We start from the raw sequence: 15,550 nt of genomic DNA, 5'->3' as shown, positions 1-15,550 counted from the left end.
TCGCGCGCATCGGGCCCAAAATGAGCCGATGACCGCCTCCTTCAGCGCCATCGATCACGCCCTGATGGCCCGCGCGTTGCGCCTGGCCGAAAAGGGCGCCTACACCACCAAGCCCAATCCCATGGTCGGCTGCGTGCTGGCGCATGGCGAGGAGGTCGTCGGCGAAGGCTGGCACGAACGCGCCGGCGAGCCGCACGCCGAAGTGCTCGCGTTGCGCGCCGCCGGCGAGCGCGCGCGCGGCGCCACCGCCTACGTGACCCTGGAGCCCTGCGCCCATACCGGCCGCACCGGGCCTTGCAGCCAGGCCCTGATCGAGGCCGGTGTGGGCCGGGTGATCGCGGCGATGCGCGATCCTTTCCCGCAGGTCGACGGCGCCGGTTTCGCCCAGTTGCAGGCGGCCGGCATCGAGATCGCCGACGGCTTGATGGAGGCGCAGGCGCGCGCGCTCAATCGCGGCTTCCTGTCGCGGATCGAACGCGGCCGGCCGTGGCTGCGGGTCAAGCTGGCGACCAGCCTGGACGGCCGCAGCGCGCTGGCCAGCGGCGAGTCGAAATGGATCAGCGGCCCGGCCTCGCGCCTGGACGTGCAGCGCTGGCGCGCGCGCAGCGGCGCGATCGTCACCGGCGCCGGCACCGTGCTCGCCGACGATCCCGAACTGACCGTGCGCCTGGGCGACGACACGCCGTTCGTGGCGCCGTTGCGGGTGGTGCTCGACCCCGGCCTGGCCACGATCGCCCGCGGCCGGGTGCGCGGCGGCGACGCGCCGACCCTGTACCTGCACGCGCCCGACGCCAAGCTGCCGCGCGGTTTCGCCGCCGAGCACGCCGCGGTGCCGATGCGCGAAGGCCGGATCGACCTGGAAGCCGTGCTCAAGCTGCTGGCCGAGCGCGGCGTCAACGAGATCCAGCTCGAAGCCGGCGCGACCCTGGCCGGCGCCTTCCTGGCCGGCGGCTGGGTCGACGAAGTGCTGCTCTACGTCGCCCCCGTTCTGCTCGGCGAACACGCCCGACCGCTGTTCGACGGCCTCGGCATCGAGGCGATGGCGGACAAGCGCCATCTGGAACTGGTCGACGTACGCCAACTGGGCGGCGACATGCGGGTGCTGTTGCGGCCCAAGGGCTAGAAGCGAGCGGGCAGGAGTCGGCGAAAGGCGGCAGACGCGGGCCGCGACTTCCTTCCCGGACGAGCGAAGCCGCTTCGCTACTCCCATCAGCTATCAGCCGGGTCTTGCCAGCCTCATGAGCACGAATCCCTTCAAAGACCACTTCTCCGCTCTTGCGCGCAGCTACGCCGCCTCGCGTCCGGAGTATCCCGACGCCTTGTTCGACGCGATCGGCGCGCATCTGCCGGCGGGACCGGTGCGGGTGTGGGAACCGGGTTGCGGCAGCGGCCAGGCCACCCGCGGTCTGGCCGCGCGCTACCAGCGGGTGCATGCGACCGAGCCCAGCGCGGCGCAGATCGAGCGCCATTGGGCGCGCGAAGCGGCGTTGCGCGGCGAGGGCAAGGTCGAGCTGGCGATCGAGCCGGCCGAGCGGTGTTCGCTGGACGACGCCAGCGTCGAGCTGGTCGCGGTCGCGCAGGCGATGCATTGGTTCGAGCGCGAGCGCTTCTTCGCCGAATGCGAGCGGGTGCTGGTGCCGGGCGGGGTGCTGGCGGTCTGGGCCTACGGCGATTTCCTCGCCCCCGAAGGCATGGTCGAGGCGGTCGAGGCGTTCCGCGCCCGGATCGACCCGTACTGGCAGCCGGAAAACGCCGAGGTCCGCGACCGCTATGCCGGCTACGCCTGGCCGTTCGCCGCCTTGCCGGCGCCGGAGCTGTGGCTGGAGGCCGAATGGAGCCTGGGCCGCTGGCTGGGCTATTTGCACAGTCTGTCGGCTGTCGAGCGCTGCCGCGCCGCCACCGGCGACGACCCGGTGGCGCTGCACCGCACGGCGCTGAGCGCGGCCTGGGGCGCGGCCGAAGACCTGCGCACGATCCAGTGGCCGCTGCACCTGCATTTGCGGCGCAAGCCGGGCTGAGGCCGATCCGGTCGGCCGGTCCGGCGGGCCCGGTCGGGGGCCGGCGCCGCGGAACGCTGCATCGCGCCCGCGGCGGCGCCAGCGCCGGGCCGTCCCGGCGGCGGGTGCTAAACTACGCGCGCCGGTTCGCCGGCACCCACAGGTAACGTCTTCAGGGCGGGGCGGAACTCCCCACCGGCGGTAGGCGCGGCGACGCGCGAGCCCGCGAGCGCTGCCCGGCCCCGCGTCCCAGGACGTCCCGGCCGGGCGGGTCAGCAGATCCGGTCCGATGCCGGAGCCGACGGTCATAGTCCGGATGAAAGAAGACGGCTACGCGCGACGCCCGCCGCGAGGACGGGCGGACCGAGGCTGCGGCGACGCCGCGGCCCGTGCGTTGTCTTCGAGCCTTGAGGCGTTTTTCGCTCAACATCACGCGGGAAACGTTTCATGACCCAGTTCGTTCGCAACTCCCGTCCGGCGGCCCACCGCCCGGAGGCCGGCTGATGTTCACCGGCATCATCGAAGGCGTCGGCGCGCTCGCCGCCGCCCAGGACCTCGGCGGCGACGTGCGCCTGCGCATCGCCACCGGCTCGCTGGATTTCTCCGCTCCCAAGCTCGGCGAGAGCATCGCCGTCAACGGCGTGTGCCTGACCGTGATCGCGTTCGAGCGCGACTGGTTCGAGGCCGACGCCTCCACCGAAACCCTGTCGCTGACCACGCTCGGCGCGCTGCATCCCGGCGCCGTGCTCAACCTGGAGCGGGCGATGCGCCCGACCGACCGCCTCGGCGGGCACATGGTCAGCGGCCACGTCGACGGCGTCGGCGCGGTGCTGGGCGTGCACGAGGACGCGCGCGCGCAGCGCTGGCGCTTCCGCGCGCCGGCGTCGCTGCTGCGCTACATCGCCAAGAAGGGCTCGATCTGCGTCGACGGGGTCAGCCTGACGGTCAACGAAGTCGACGCCGAAGGCTTCGAGGTCGCGCTGATTCCGCACACCGTCGCCCACACCGCCTTCGCCGCGACCTCGGTCGGCGACGCGGTCAATCTGGAAATCGACCTGGTCGCGCGTTACGTCGAGCGCCTGCTCGGCGCGCGCGCGGAGGAAACCGCATGAGCTTCGCCACCGTTCCCGAATTGCTGGAAGAGATCCGCGCCGGCCGCATGGTCGTGATCGTCGACGACGAGGACCGCGAGAACGAAGGCGACCTGATCATGGCCGCCGAGCTGGTGCGCCCGGCCGACATCAACTTCATGGTCACCCACGCCCGCGGCCTGGTCTGCCTGTCGCTGATGCGCGAGCGCTGCCTGCAGCTCGGCCTGGGGCCGATGGTGCGCGACAACACTTCGCCGCACCACACCAACTTCACCGTCAGCATCGAGGCCGCCGAAGGCGTCACCACCGGCATCTCGGCCTACGACCGCGCCCACACCGTGCGCACCGCGGTGCGTCCCGACGCCAAGCCCAGCGACCTGGCCCAGCCCGGCCACATCTTCCCGCTGATGTCGCAGCCCGGCGGCGTGCTCAGCCGCGCCGGCCACACCGAGGCCGGTACCGATCTGGCCCTGCTCGCCGGGCTGGAGCCGGCGGCGGTGCTGGTGGAAGTGCTCAACCCCGACGGCAGCATGGCGCGCCGGCCGGAGCTGGAGGCCTTCGCCGCCGAGCACGGCCTGAAGATGGGCTCGATCGAAGAGCTGATCCGCTACCGCCTGGCCACCGAGCACACGGTCGAGCGGGTCGACGCGCGCACGATCGAGACCGAGCACGGCCCGTTCCAGTTGCTGAGCTACCGCGACCGGCTCAGCCACGCCCTGCATTTCGCCCTGCTGCGCGGCGAGCCCAACCCGGCCGAGCCGACCCTGGTGCGGGTGCATCTGCAGAACCCGCTCGCCGATGCGCTGCACTGGCGCCGCGCTGACTTCGGTCCGGCGATCGGCGAGGTGCTCGGCGCGATCGCCCGCGAGGGCCGCGGCGCGCTGGTGGTGCTGGCCGACCACGCCGACGCCGAGGCGCTGCTGGCGCGGGTGCGCGGCCAGGCCGCGCACGAGCCGGCCGGCGAGGGCGGCCACGACGAGGCCGTGCCGCCGACCCGCGGCCACGCCCTGGCCGAATGGCGCCGCAACGGCGCCGGCGGCCAGATCCTGGCCGACCTGGGCCTGGGCAAGCTGCGCGTGATCGGCACCCCGCGGCGGCAGATCGGCCTGGCCGGTTTCGGCCTGGAAGTGGTCGAGTACGTCGATCCGCACGGGCTCGGCTGAGCCCCGCGCGCACGCGCCAGCGTCGGCGGCGGCCTGCCGCCGGCGCGGCCGCCGGACCTGAGCCGGCCGCCAACCCGTTAAACTACCCCTTTCGTCCGGTCGATCCCCCACCATGCCCCATTACGAAGGCGACCTGCGCAGCCCCCCGGGCGCGCGCTACGCCATCATCGCCAGCCGCTGGAACCCGCGCATCACCGACACCCTGGTGGCCGGCGCCCGCAAGACCTTCGCCGAACACGGCATCGCCGAGGACGCGATCGACGTGATCCGGGTGCCCGGCGCCTGGGAGCTTCCGGTGCTGGCCAAGCGCTTGGCCGCGGCCGGCCGCCACGCCGCGGTGGTCGCGCTGGGCTGCGTGGTGCGAGGCGACACCCGCCACTACGAACAGGTCGCCGACGGTTGCTCGGACGGGCTGATGCGCATCTCGCTGGACTACGGCCTGCCGATCGCCAACGGCGTGCTCGCGGTCGAGAAGCACGAGGACGCCATGGCCCGCGCCGGCGGCAGCCACGGCAACAAGGGCGAGGAAGCGGCGCTGGCCGCCCTCGAGATGAGTCACTTGCTGGAACAACTGCCATGAACCGCCGTCGTCAGGATGGAATCGATCCGGTCGCGCGCTCGCGCGCTCGCCGCCGCGCGCTGCAGGCCGTGTACGCCTGGCAGATGTCGGGCGCCAAGGCCAACGACGTCATCGCCCAGTTCGCCCACGAACAGGCCCACGAAGTCGCCGACCTGGCCTATTTCGAAGACCTGGTGCGCGGCGTCGACAGCCACCGCGCCGAGCTGGACAAGGCGCTGACCCCGTTCCTGGACCGCGAAGTCGAGCAGGTCGACCCGATCGAGCGCGCCGCGCTGCGGATCGCCGCCTACGAACTGCGCCACCGCCTCGACGTGCCCTACCGGGTGGTGATCAACGAGGCGATCGAAACGGTCAAGCGTTTCGGCGCCGAGCACGGCCACACCTACGTCAACGGCGTGCTCGACCACGCCGCGGCCGACTGGCGCGCGGTGGAATTCGCCGCGTCGAAGAAGCGCTGATGCGCCGGCGCTGCGCCGACGCGCAGCGCCACAGCGCGGTCGCGCGTCGGCGCGCGCCGCGCCGGGCGGCGCGATGAGCGCGGCCGAATTCGACCTGATCGCGCGCATCCGCGCGCGCGCCGGCACGCGCGGCGACGTCGCGTTGGGGATCGGCGACGACGCCGCCCTGCTGCAGCCGCCGCCGGGCCGGCAACTGGTCGTGGCCACCGACACCCTCAACCGCGGCGTGCATTTCGGCGAGGCCGCCGCGGCCGCCGATATCGGCTGGAAATCGCTGGCGGTGAACCTGTCCGACCTGGCCGCGATGGGTGCCGAGCCGGCCTGGTGCACCTTGTCGTTGTCCTTGCCCGGCCAGGCCGACCAGCGCGATTTCCTCGACGGTTTTCTCGACGGTTTCCTCGGCCTGGCGGCGCAGCATCGGGTCGCTTTGGTCGGCGGCGACACCACCCGCGGGCCCCTGTCGGTGTGCGTGACCGTGCTCGGCCTGATCGAGCCGGGCGCGGCCTTGCGCCGCGATGCGGCCCAGGCCGGCGACGAGATCTGGGTCACCGGCACCCTCGGCGACGCCGCCGCGGCGCTGGCCCTGGACGGCATCGCGCCTTACCGCGAACAGGCGGTGCGCCGCTGCGCCGGCGATCCGGCCACCGATGCGGCGCGCCTGCACGAGCGTTTGGCGCGGCCGACGCCGCGGGTCGCCGCCGGGCGTGCGCTGGCCGGCCTGGCGCGGGCCGGCATCGACGTCTCCGACGGCCTGCTCGCCGATCTCGGCCACGTCTGCGCGGCCTCGGGCGTCGACGCGCGCATCGATGCCGATGCGCTGCCGGTGTCGCGCGCCTTGGCCGCGGCCTGCATCGGCGATGCGCGCAGGACCTTGCAACTGAGCGGTGGCGACGACTACGAACTGTGTTTCACCGCATCGCCGGGGCGACACGCGGCGATCGAGCAGACTTTGAGTCGGGTCGATTCGGCGGCACGGGTGATCGGCCGGATCGAAGCGCGGCCGGTAGGGGCGGAGTGCGCGGTGCGCGTGCACACGAGCGATGGCTCGACGTGGATACCGAGCCGGAAGGGATATCAGCACTTCGGCTGATCGTTGTTCGCATCGGAATGTGTGCCGTCGTTTAGGCCGGATTTCTGAAGAGTTCAGACCTGCTTAATCGCCTGAGTGCGAGGGTGGCGAAACTTCTAAACCGAGCCCCCGCTGATGCGCCACTCCGCTCCGAAACGCGGTCTGTTCACCCTGGAATCGGAGCGCGCCGGCGGTGTCTGCGCCGGCTTCAATATCGCGCTGGCTTTGGCGATCGGCGTCGTGTCGAGCGGCTGCGGCGCGGTGCGTTCGATCGCCGGCATCAACACGGTTCAGTTGCGCGACGCGCAGGTCAGCGCGATGGAAGCCGACATAGGCCCGGGCGTGGCTACTATCTGTCCGCGTCAGCCGGTGCAGATGCACGTGGCAGTCAGCGCTCGGCTGGGGCGCGAGTCGGCGCCTTCCGAATACGAAACCTGGCATGGCGGCAACGGCACCCGCCGCAACGGCATGCTGGATTTCCGCAACTTCGCCTTTTCCAGCGCGCAAGGCCGGTTCGACGAGTTGGGTTGGTACACGCCCGATCCCGACGTGTTGGTCAGCGTGGACAGCGGTTTCGCGATATCCACGCGATTGCTGCATCCGCGCGCGCAACTGGCGCAATCGCGGCATTACCCGGCCGACTACGGTTGCATCGTCAGCGTCGGCACGCCCGGCGGGCCGGGCCAGCGGGGCCGCGACGGCAGCAGCGGTTACGACGGCCGCGACGGCCGCAGCGGCGTCGACGGAGAGCAAGGCGACCACGGCCGCGACGGCGGCGGTGGCGAACTCGGCGGTCCGGGGTACGAAGGGCCGCGATTGCGCATGTACGCCACTTACGTGAGCACGCGCTCGCATCCGAAATTGATCGCAGTGCGGGTGACCGGCGATTTCGACGACTTCGTGCTGGCGCCTGCCGATCGTCCGCTGACCTTGGTCGCGGCCGGTGGCATCGGCGGCGCGGGCGGCAACGGCGGCAACGGCGGTCGCGGCGGCGATGGCGGCCGGGGCGAAGGCGTGCGGGACCAAGGCGGCAAGCGCCATTTCGACAGTGGCGGCAACGGTGGTTCCGGCGGCGACGGCGGCGACGGTGGCGATGGCGCACCCGGCGGCGTCGGAGGCAGCGGCGGACGGATCGAACTTACCTACGACCGACGCTATCCCGAGTTGGCGCAATGGCTGCGGTTCGATGTGGCCGGCGGTCCGGGCGGCGCGGGCGGCGGTAGCGGCAGTGCCGGCAGCCAAGGCAGCGGCGGCAGTGCGAACGGCGGCCATAGCGGCAGGTCCGGCCGCCATGGCTTCTCCGGCCGTTCCGGCCCGACCGGGGCGCCCGGCCGGCCGGGACAGGCCGAGGCGAATGCGGGCGAGGTCGGAGCGTATTTCAGTGGGTTGCCCGGAGTGCGTCCGCTATGAATCGCGCGCCGGCAGGCTTCGGTCGGCGCGCTACGGATCCGGCAGCAGCTTGCCGGGGTTGAGGATGCCGTCGGGGTCGAACACTTGCTTGAGCTGGCGCATCAGCGCCAGGGTCTGCGCGCCCACCGCCTGCGGCATGAAATCGCGCTTGGCCAGGCCGATGCCGTGCTCGCCGGACAAGGTGCCGCCGAGCGCCAGCGCCAGCGCGAACACCCGCGCCATCGCCGCGTGCGCGCGCTCGCTCTGCGCGGCGTCGGCCGGGTCGTAGAGCAGGTTGACGTGCAGATTGCCGTTGCCGGCATGGCCGAAGCAGACGATGGGCAGGTCGAACTCGCCCGCCAGTGCCTGCACGCCGTCGACCAGTTCGGGGATGCGCGATACCGGCACCACCACGTCTTCGTTGATCTTGCCCGGCGCCAGGGTGCGCAGCGCCGGCGACAGCGCCTTGCGCGCTGCCCATAGCTTTTCCCGCGCGGCCTCGTCGACGGCGTCGTCGAGCGCGATCAGGCCGTCGCCGGCCGCCGCGCGCCGCAGCGCCTCCAGCGCGTGCGGCAGGGTGTACGCGTCGCCGTCGGCTTCGATCATCAGCAGCGCGCCGGCCTGGTGCGGCAGGTCGGCGCCGCCGACGTCGCGCGCCAGGCGCACGCATTGCGCGTCCATGAATTCCAGCATCGACGGCGTGACCGGCTGCGCCATCAGCCGCGCCACCGCGCGCGCCGCGCTGGACACGTCGCGATAGATCCCGCGCAACGCCGCCCGCGCCGGCGCGCTCGGGGTCAGGCGCAGGCTGGCCTCGACGATCAGGGCCAGGGTGCCTTCGCTGCCCACCAGCAGCCGGTGCAGGTCGTAGCCGGTGCTGCCCTTGGTGGTGGCGGTGCCGCAGACGATCAGCTCGCCGGCGCCGGTGATCGCGGTCAGCGCCAGCACGTTGTCGCGGCTGGCGCCGTACTTCACCGCGCGCGGGCCGCCGGCGTTGCAGGCCAGGTTGCCGCCGACCGTGCTGAACGCCGCGCTGGTCGGGTCCGGCGGCCAGAACAGGCCGTGCGGCTTCAGCGCCGCCTGCAGGTCGCCGTTGAGCACGCCGGGCTCGACCACCGCGCAGCGGTCGCCGGGGCGGATCTCCAGGATCCGGTCCATGCGTTCGAACGAAACCACCACGCCGCCGGCCACCGGCACCGAGGCGCCGGTGGTGTTGGTGCCGCGGCCGCGCGCGATCACCGGCACGCGATGGCGGCGGCAGGCGCGCACCAGCGCCTGCACCTGCTCGCGCGTGCGCGGCAGCGCGACCGCGTCGGGCAGGGATTGGCGGCGCGAATTGTCGTAGGCGTAGGCCAGCCGTTCGCCCGGGTCGGTCAGCCAGCCGTCGCCGAATACGGCGGCCAGCTCGCGTTGCAGGGCGTCGGGCAGGGCGATCATCGCGCCGCCTCCGCGCGCGGCGCGGTCAGGCGCCGCAGCGCGACGCCGCACAGGCCGAGGGCGAACGCGGGCAGGACGATCCAGCGCGCTTCCGACCACAGCACCTGCAGGCCGCGCAGGCTGAAGAAACGCGCGCCGATCGGCGAGACTTCGATCGGCCGCCACGGCGCGAACAGGCGCTGCTCCGACCACGGCCAGTACAGGGCGACGCCGAGTCCGCCGTTGGTGAAGGCGTCGAGCAGCGGGTGCGAGACGGTGCACAGGAACAGCCAGGCCGCGGCGCGCCACGGCGGGGCGCGCAGCCACGGCGCGGCCAGCGCGCCGAGCGCGGCGATCAGCGCGGCGAAGACGAAGGAGTGGCTGGCGCCGCGGTGGCCGAAATCGTCGGCGTAGGCGATGCCGAACTTGAACGCGACCACGTCGGCGTCGGGCAGCATCGCCGCGAGCGCGCCGGCGACCAGCAGCCGCGGCGGAATCGCGCGCGCGCCCAAGGCCAGGCCCAGGGCCAGCGGAACGGCGGCATGGGTCATCACGGTCGGCATCGTACGGCTCGGTCTCGGTCGAGTATGGGGCGAGTATGGGTGGGGCTTCAGGCGTCGTCGGCGCGGAACGCGTCGCGCAGCCAGCGCAGTTGCGGCGCGGCGGGGTCGCCTTGCGCTTCGATCACGTCGAAACGGCAGGCGTGATCGGCGTAATGCGGATGGGCGAGCAGGAACGATTGCGCGGCCAGCAGCAGCTTGCGCCGCTTGCGCGCGTCGACCGAGGCGGCGCCGCCGCCGTAGCGGTCGTCGCGGCGATAGCGCACTTCAACGAACACCAGCACCGCGCCGTCGAGCATCACCGCATCGAGTTCGCCGCAGCGGTAGTTGGCGTTCGCGGCGACTTCGCGGAGCCCGGCATCGCGCAAGTGGCGGCGCGCGGCGGCTTCGATCGCGGCGCCGCGGGCGCGCCGCGACGGCGCACCCGCGGGGTGGGCGTCGCGGTCAGCGGCGCGAGGCATCCGCCAGCGGCACAGCGACGCCGCTGCTGAAGGTCGACCAGGCCGGGGTGCGCAGCACGCTGCCGAAACCGTCCACCCGCAGCACGCCGGTAGCGCCGGCGACGAAGGCGTCGGAGCGGCCGGCCAGGCGTTCCAGGTAGGCCGACAGCAACCAGGCGTCGTAGCCGAACGCGAACAGGCGCGCGGCCGGACCGCGCGCGGTCGGCAGGCCGGCGGCGACGCCCGGCGCCGGCGGCAGGCCGCGCACGCCGCCGCTGGTCCAGGATTCGGACGGGAAGGCGATGCCGTCGAGCACGCGGTCCTGCTCCGGCTTGCCGGTGCCCGACAGCAGCTGCGAGGTCGCCACGCGCGGTTTGTCGGCCAGGCCGGCGAGGGCGAGCTTGGGGATCAGGCCGCGCGCGGCGCTGCCCTTGACCGCCAGGAACACCGCGTCGATGCCGCCTTCCTTGCTCGCGAACGGCGCCAGGTCGGCGGTGCCTTCGCCGATCGTGTCGGTGACCTGGGCGCCGCGTGCGCCGAGGCGCTCCTTGAGCGCGGCGATCGCCCGGCGCTGGCTGTCGTCGCCGCCGCCGATCGCGAGCACGCGCAGCGCCTTGCGCTCGAGCAGGTAGTCGGCCGCGGCCACGCCTTCGTCCTCGGGGGTCAGCGAGAAGCTGACGGTGCCGCTGGGCGGGGCGACGTTGCCGCGGTTGAGCGCCAGCACCGGCACCGGTAGCGCATCCTTGCCGAACAGCGCACTGACTTCGTCGCGGCCGAGCGGGCCGACCATGAAGTCGTTGCCCTCGGCGGCGGCCTTGTCGTAGGCGGCGAGGGTGCCGCCGGCGGTGCCGTTGGTGTCGTAGAAGATGATTTCCGGGCGGCGCCGGGTCTCGCCGTAGTAGCCGGCGAGCAGGCCGTCGCGCACCGGCGCGGCGGCGGTGGCCAGCGAGCCCGACAGCGGCAGCAGCACGGCCAGCTTGAGCGGCGGACGATAGCCGTCGCTGTCGGCCGGCGGGCGCTGGGCCGAGGCCTGGTAGCGCCAGTTCGAGGTCTGGTCGAACGGCCGCGGCAGGGGCAGGCCGCGCTGCATCAGCTGGCGGCCGACGAAGTTGTACAGCGGGTCGCCGACCGGCAGCGCTTCGGCCTCGCGCGCCAGCGCGGCGTTGTCGAGCTGAGACAGCAGGCGCTCGATCTGGCGCTCGTTCTCGGTGCGCTGGGCGCCGCTGAGGTCGGCGTTGTTGCGCGCCAGGTGCCCGGCCTGGGCGACCAGCGGATTGGAGGCGTTGACCGCCGCGGTGGGGCGGGTTTCGACCGTGGCGCAGCCGCCGAGCACGGCGGTGGCGGCGAGCAGGCTGAACATCCATGTCATCGCGGGCCGGTTCTTGCTCTGATTCATCGGCTTGCTTCCGCCGTCCAGCGGCGTTCCTGTGGGACCGGTTAGGATTCTACCCGGCCTCACCGCACCCGTACGATGCTCACTTCCGGCACCCTTCATATTGTCGCCACCCCGATCGGCAACCTCGGCGACCTGACTCCGCGCGCGCTGGACACCCTGCGCTCGGTCGCGGCGATCTGCGCCGAGGACACCCGCCACACCCGCCAACTGCTGGCCCACTTCGGCCTGGAGCGGCCGCTGCTGGCCCTGCACCAGCACAACGAGGACCAGCAGGCGGCGCAGTTGGTGGCGCGGCTGCAGGGCGGCGATTCGCTGGCCCTGGTCTCCGACGCCGGCACCCCGCTGGTCAGCGATCCCGGCTTCCGCCTGGTCCGCGCCGCGCGCGCGGCCGGGATCCGGGTCTCGCCGGTGCCAGGCGCCTGCGCCGCGATCGCCGCCCTGAGCGTGGCCGGCCTGGCCTCGGACCGGTTCAGTTTCGAAGGCTTCCTGCCGGCCAAGGCCTCGGCCCGGCGCGAGCGCCTGGCGCGCCTGGCGGCCGAGCCGCAGACCCTGCTGTTCTACGAATCGGCGCACCGGATCGAGGAAACCCTGGCCGACATGGCCGGCGCGTTCGGCGAACAGCGCCCGGCGGTGCTAGCGCGCGAGCTGACCAAGCTGTTCGAGACCGTGCTCGACGGGACCCTGGGCGAACTGGCGCAGAAAGTGGCCGCCGACCCCAACCAGCGCAAGGGCGAGTTCGTGCTGATCGTCGAAGGCGCCGGCGACGACGCCGACGCCAAGGTGGTCGAGGGCCGGCGCATCTACGCCAAGCTCAGCGAGCACCTGCCGCCGTCGACCGCGGCCAAGCTGGCCGCCGAGCTGAGCGGGGCGCCGCGCAAGGCGCTGTATGGGCGCAACGAGGACTGACGCCCCGGGCGGGCGAGGGCGGCTCGATGCGCGTGCATTCCTGCGGCTGAGGCGGACATGAAGCGCATCGGCGCGTGAGCGGGCCCGGCATGCGACAATGCGCCCGCGGAGTCGGCCAGGCAGTCGCGTCATCGGAGCGCAAGTTCCGGTGCCGAGGAAAGTCCGGGCTCCACAGGGCACGGTGCCAGGTAACGCCTGGGCGGCGCGAGCCGACGGAAAGTGCAACAGAGAGCAGACCGCCGAACGGCCCGAAAGGGTGCGTGGTAAGGGTGAAACGGTGCGGTAAGAGCGCACCGCGAGTCCGGCAACGGACCGGCACGGCAAACCCCACCGGGAGCAAAACCAAATAGGGAGACGATGCCGCGGCCCGCGGTGTCTCCGGGTAGGTTGCTTGAGCGTCGCGGCGACGCGGCGCCTAGAGGAATGACTGTCCACGACAGAACCCGGCTTATCGGCCGGCTCCGCGCTTTTCCAGGCTGCGCCTGGAAAAGCCCCAAAATTTGCTTTGCAAATTTCGGGCCCCGCTCCGCATCTCCAAATCCCCGCCCCCGTTGGGGGCGGCGTTTTTCGGGCTTCGCCCTACAAACCCAAAATTTGCTTTGCAAATTTCGGGCCCCGCTATGTGTCTCCAAATCCCCGCCCCTTCGGGGCGCCCCCTTTACTAAAGGGGGCTCTCGGTTGCGTAAGAGTGTCGTTGCTTGCTGCCTTTCCCGATTCCCGATTCCCGATTCCCGGGCTTGTCTCCCTCTCCCGCTTGCGGGAGAGGGCCGGGGTGAGGGCAGGCGGGCTCGGCGGGAACTGCGGCCCGCGCGGCGGGCGACCCCTCCAGTCGGGTGTCCCAGCGCGGCAGCTCCAGGCCGCCTGTGCGCTCGCGGATGTTCCGATAGCTGCCGCCGATCAGGTATCGAACTTCGACCTTTTGCGTCTATCGGCAGGGATTGCTGCTGCGCAACAAGGTCTTAACAACTGTGACGGACATCGCGCGAGGGTCACTTTGTGACGTTCAGAGTCTCAAAACCTGAGACTAAACAAAGGTTAGTGGATAACTCTTGAATAAGACTCTGAAGTTCGCTGCAAGCCATTGATGCGACAGGCGAAATTTGTCCCGGAAAGTTGTTGACAACCCTGTGCGCCCTGCTAATGTGGACATCCGAGGGAAATCCTGGGTTTTTGTGGGGTTTCGAGGCCAGCCGCTCAGCCGGGCGGATGAACTGAGGTGACCCGTCCGGTAGAGACGGGAGCCGCATAGGTGCGCAATGTTCCAAGGCGAAACCGCCATCACGATCGACGACAAGGGCCGGCTGGCGGTGCCCACCGCCTACCGAGATCTTGTCGCGCGCGAATGCGGCAACCGCCTGGTCATCACCTACAACCCGTTCGAGGCCGGTTCCCTCTATCTGTACCCGCTGTCGATCTGGGAACGCGTCCGCGACCAGGTCAACAAGCTGCCCAAGGCCAAGAAGGTCAACCGCAACATGCAGCTCAAGCTGGTCGGTGCGGCCGCGTTCGTCGAACTCGACGGCAACGGCCGCATCACCGTGCCGCCGAGCCACCGTTCCGCGGTCGGCATCGACAAGAAGGCCGTGTTGCTGGGCATGGGCGACAAATTCGAGCTGTGGAGCGAGCAAGCGCATCACGCCCAGATCCGTCAGACGATCACCGACGACGATCTGAGCGACGAGCTGCTCGATTTGCAGCTATGACGGGGGGTGGCATGGAACGCACGCACGCGCGGTCCGGCCACCTTCCCGTGATGTATCGGCAGGTGCTGGACGGCCTGCGGGTGCACGGGAACGGAGCCTATCTGGACGGTACGTTCGGCCGCGGCGGGCATGCCCGCGGCGTGCTCGACCAATTGGACGCCGGAGGCCGGCTGCTGGTGATGGACAAGGACCCGGAAGCGATCGCCGTGGCCGAACGCGAGTTCGGCGGCGATGCGCGCGTGTCCATCTACCGCGGCAGCTTCGCCGAGCTGGGCCACTGGGACGCGACCGCCGCCGGCCTGGACGGCGTGCTGCTGGACCTGGGCGTGTCGTCGCCGCAGCTGGACGTCGCCGAGCGCGGCTTCAGCTTCGGCAAGGACGGCCCGCTGGACATGCGCATGGACCCGGACAGCGGCCAGAGCGCGGCCCAATGGCTGGCGAGCGCGACCGAGAAAGAGATCGCCGACGTGCTGTGGACCTACGGCGAAGAACGCCAGAGCCGCAAGATCGCCCGCACCATCGTCGCCCGCCGCGACGCCCAGCCGCTGCTGCGCACCGCCCAACTGGCCGATCTGATCGCCTCGGTGATGCCGCGCGGCGAGCAGAAGATCCACCCGGCCACGCGCAGCTTCCAGGCGATCCGCATCTTCATCAACCGCGAGCTGGCCGACCTGGAGGTCGGGCTCGACGCCGCGCTGGCGCGGCTCAAGCCGGGCGGCCGGCTGGCGGTGATCAGCTTCCATTCGCTGGAAGACCGCATCGTCAAGCAGTTCATCGCCCGCCATTCCAAAGCCCCGCCGGCCAACCGCCGGATGCCGGTGGAGGTCGCCTTCACCCCGACCCTGCTCGCCATCGACGGCGCGCAGAAGGCCGACGAGGCCGAGCTTGCCGCCAACCCCCGCGCGCGCAGCGCGGTGCTGCGGGTGGCCGAGAAGCTGGCGGAGCAGCCGGGAATCGAGAATCGGGGGTCGGGAATCGGCAAGGGCCACGCCGCGTCCGGCCGAAGCTTCAGCGCGCACTCGCTTTCCCGATTCCCCATTCCCGATTCCCGATTCCCGGCGACTCCGACAGGAGGCGCCCGATGACCCGCCTGCTGCTGGCCCTGCTGATCGTCGCCAACGTCGTCTCGGCGCTGTTGGTGGTGTTCGCCCGTCACGAGCATCGCCAACTGTTCGTTCAGCTCAACAAACTGCAGCGCGAGCGCGATGAGCTCAACATCGAGTTCGGCCGTTTGCAGCTGGAGCAGGCGACCTGGGCCGAGAGCAACCGCATCGACCAGGTCGCGCGCGAGCGCATCGGGATGAAGTTTCCCGAGGGCGCCGAAACCGTGGTGATCCGTCCATGACCGGCCGCAATTCCAACCGTTCCCGCCGCAGCGGCCC

The 15,550-nt window shown here is 71.5% G+C and carries 16 protein-coding genes, 1 other RNA gene and 1 riboswitch; of the genes, 13 read left to right on the top strand and 4 right to left on the bottom strand.

Annotation, left to right across the window (positions count from 1 at the left end):
- Positions 1 to 28: 28 nt before the first annotated feature.
- The 8 genes from ribD to K4L06_RS01980 all read left to right on the top strand — a co-directional run bounded on the left by ribD (position 29) and on the right by K4L06_RS01980 (position 7,768).
- Complete coding sequence (ribD, locus tag K4L06_RS02015) at positions 29 to 1,123, top strand: bifunctional diaminohydroxyphosphoribosylaminopyrimidine deaminase/5-amino-6-(5-phosphoribosylamino)uracil reductase RibD (protein ID WP_221669804.1); 1,095 nt, start codon at positions 29 to 31, stop codon at positions 1,121 to 1,123.
- A gap of 115 nt (positions 1,124 to 1,238) precedes the next feature.
- A complete protein-coding gene (locus K4L06_RS02010) occupies positions 1,239 to 2,018 on the top strand; it encodes a class I SAM-dependent methyltransferase (RefSeq protein ID WP_221669803.1) in 780 nt (259 codons plus the stop codon).
- A gap of 143 nt (positions 2,019 to 2,161) precedes the next feature.
- Positions 2,162 to 2,329: riboswitch (FMN riboswitch) on the top strand.
- 171 nt (positions 2,330 to 2,500) lie between these two features.
- Positions 2,501 to 3,109 (top strand): riboflavin synthase, encoded by a 609-nt coding sequence (locus tag K4L06_RS02005; RefSeq protein WP_221669802.1) that lies wholly within the window; start codon positions 2,501 to 2,503, stop codon positions 3,107 to 3,109.
- Positions 3,106 to 4,251, top strand: coding sequence for a 3,4-dihydroxy-2-butanone-4-phosphate synthase (gene ribB, locus K4L06_RS02000; protein WP_221669801.1), 1,146 nt, complete (start codon positions 3,106 to 3,108; stop codon positions 4,249 to 4,251). The genes K4L06_RS02005 and ribB overlap by 4 nt, the downstream gene beginning before the upstream one ends.
- A gap of 112 nt (positions 4,252 to 4,363) precedes the next feature.
- A complete protein-coding gene (gene ribH / locus K4L06_RS01995; protein ID WP_221669800.1) occupies positions 4,364 to 4,831 on the top strand; it encodes a 6,7-dimethyl-8-ribityllumazine synthase in 468 nt (155 codons plus the stop codon).
- Positions 4,828 to 5,289, top strand: coding sequence for a transcription antitermination factor NusB (nusB, locus tag K4L06_RS01990; protein WP_221669799.1), 462 nt, complete (start codon positions 4,828 to 4,830; stop codon positions 5,287 to 5,289). The genes ribH and nusB overlap by 4 nt, the downstream gene beginning before the upstream one ends.
- Positions 5,290 to 5,362: 73 nt before the next feature.
- Positions 5,363 to 6,379, top strand: coding sequence for a thiamine-phosphate kinase (gene thiL / locus K4L06_RS01985; protein ID WP_221669798.1), 1,017 nt, complete (start codon positions 5,363 to 5,365; stop codon positions 6,377 to 6,379).
- A 114-nt stretch (positions 6,380 to 6,493) separates the two neighbouring features.
- Complete coding sequence (locus K4L06_RS01980) at positions 6,494 to 7,768, top strand: hypothetical protein (protein ID WP_221669797.1); 1,275 nt, start codon at positions 6,494 to 6,496, stop codon at positions 7,766 to 7,768.
- 30 nt (positions 7,769 to 7,798) lie between these two features.
- On the opposite strand, the gene K4L06_RS01975 is transcribed toward K4L06_RS01980, so the two are convergent.
- Genes K4L06_RS01975 through K4L06_RS01960 form a run of 4 tightly spaced genes read right to left on the bottom strand, consistent with a single transcriptional unit; the run spans position 7,799 to position 11,559 of the window.
- Positions 7,799 to 9,184, bottom strand: a complete 1,386-nt coding sequence (locus K4L06_RS01975; protein ID WP_221669796.1) for an FAD-linked oxidase C-terminal domain-containing protein — start codon at positions 9,182 to 9,184, stop codon at positions 7,799 to 7,801.
- On the bottom strand, positions 9,181 to 9,726 hold the full coding sequence (locus K4L06_RS01970; RefSeq protein WP_221669795.1) for a metal-dependent hydrolase: 546 nt from the start codon (positions 9,724 to 9,726) through the stop codon (positions 9,181 to 9,183). Before K4L06_RS01970 ends, K4L06_RS01975 begins: the two co-directional genes overlap by 4 nt.
- A gap of 47 nt (positions 9,727 to 9,773) precedes the next feature.
- Positions 9,774 to 10,184: a YraN family protein gene (locus K4L06_RS01965; RefSeq protein ID WP_221669794.1), complete on the bottom strand. Its 411-nt coding sequence runs from the start codon at positions 10,182 to 10,184 to the stop codon at positions 9,774 to 9,776.
- Complete coding sequence (locus tag K4L06_RS01960; protein ID WP_255594928.1) at positions 10,168 to 11,559, bottom strand: penicillin-binding protein activator; 1,392 nt, start codon at positions 11,557 to 11,559, stop codon at positions 10,168 to 10,170. Before K4L06_RS01960 ends, K4L06_RS01965 begins: the two co-directional genes overlap by 17 nt.
- Positions 11,560 to 11,634: 75 nt before the next feature.
- Here K4L06_RS01960 and rsmI point away from each other — a divergent pair, with 75 nt between their 5' ends.
- The 5 genes from rsmI to ftsL all read left to right on the top strand — a co-directional run bounded on the left by rsmI (position 11,635) and on the right by ftsL (position 15,513).
- Positions 11,635 to 12,465 carry a 16S rRNA (cytidine(1402)-2'-O)-methyltransferase gene (gene rsmI / locus K4L06_RS01955; RefSeq protein ID WP_221669792.1) on the top strand — a complete coding sequence of 277 codons (831 nt, stop codon included), beginning with the start codon at positions 11,635 to 11,637 and terminating at the stop codon, positions 12,463 to 12,465.
- A gap of 107 nt (positions 12,466 to 12,572) precedes the next feature.
- Positions 12,573 to 12,932, top strand: an RNA gene (gene rnpB, locus K4L06_RS01950) — RNase P RNA component class A.
- 789 nt (positions 12,933 to 13,721) lie between these two features.
- The gene (mraZ, locus tag K4L06_RS01945) at positions 13,722 to 14,168 is read left to right on the top strand and encodes a division/cell wall cluster transcriptional repressor MraZ (protein ID WP_221669791.1); all 447 of its coding nucleotides are present in this window, start codon (positions 13,722 to 13,724) and stop codon (positions 14,166 to 14,168) included.
- 11 nt (positions 14,169 to 14,179) lie between these two features.
- Complete coding sequence (gene rsmH / locus K4L06_RS01940) at positions 14,180 to 15,253, top strand: 16S rRNA (cytosine(1402)-N(4))-methyltransferase RsmH (protein ID WP_255594924.1); 1,074 nt, start codon at positions 14,180 to 14,182, stop codon at positions 15,251 to 15,253.
- Positions 15,250 to 15,513 (top strand): cell division protein FtsL, encoded by a 264-nt coding sequence (ftsL, locus tag K4L06_RS01935; protein WP_221669789.1) that lies wholly within the window; start codon positions 15,250 to 15,252, stop codon positions 15,511 to 15,513. Before rsmH ends, ftsL begins: the two co-directional genes overlap by 4 nt.
- Positions 15,514 to 15,550 lie beyond the last annotated feature (37 nt).

Origin of the sequence: Lysobacter sp. BMK333-48F3, assembly GCF_019733395.1 — a bacterium.
GTDB lineage: Bacteria > Pseudomonadota > Gammaproteobacteria > Xanthomonadales > Xanthomonadaceae > Lysobacter.
The sequence above is the reverse complement of the archived record's forward strand: the minus strand, read 5'-3'. Positions and strand labels throughout refer to the sequence as shown.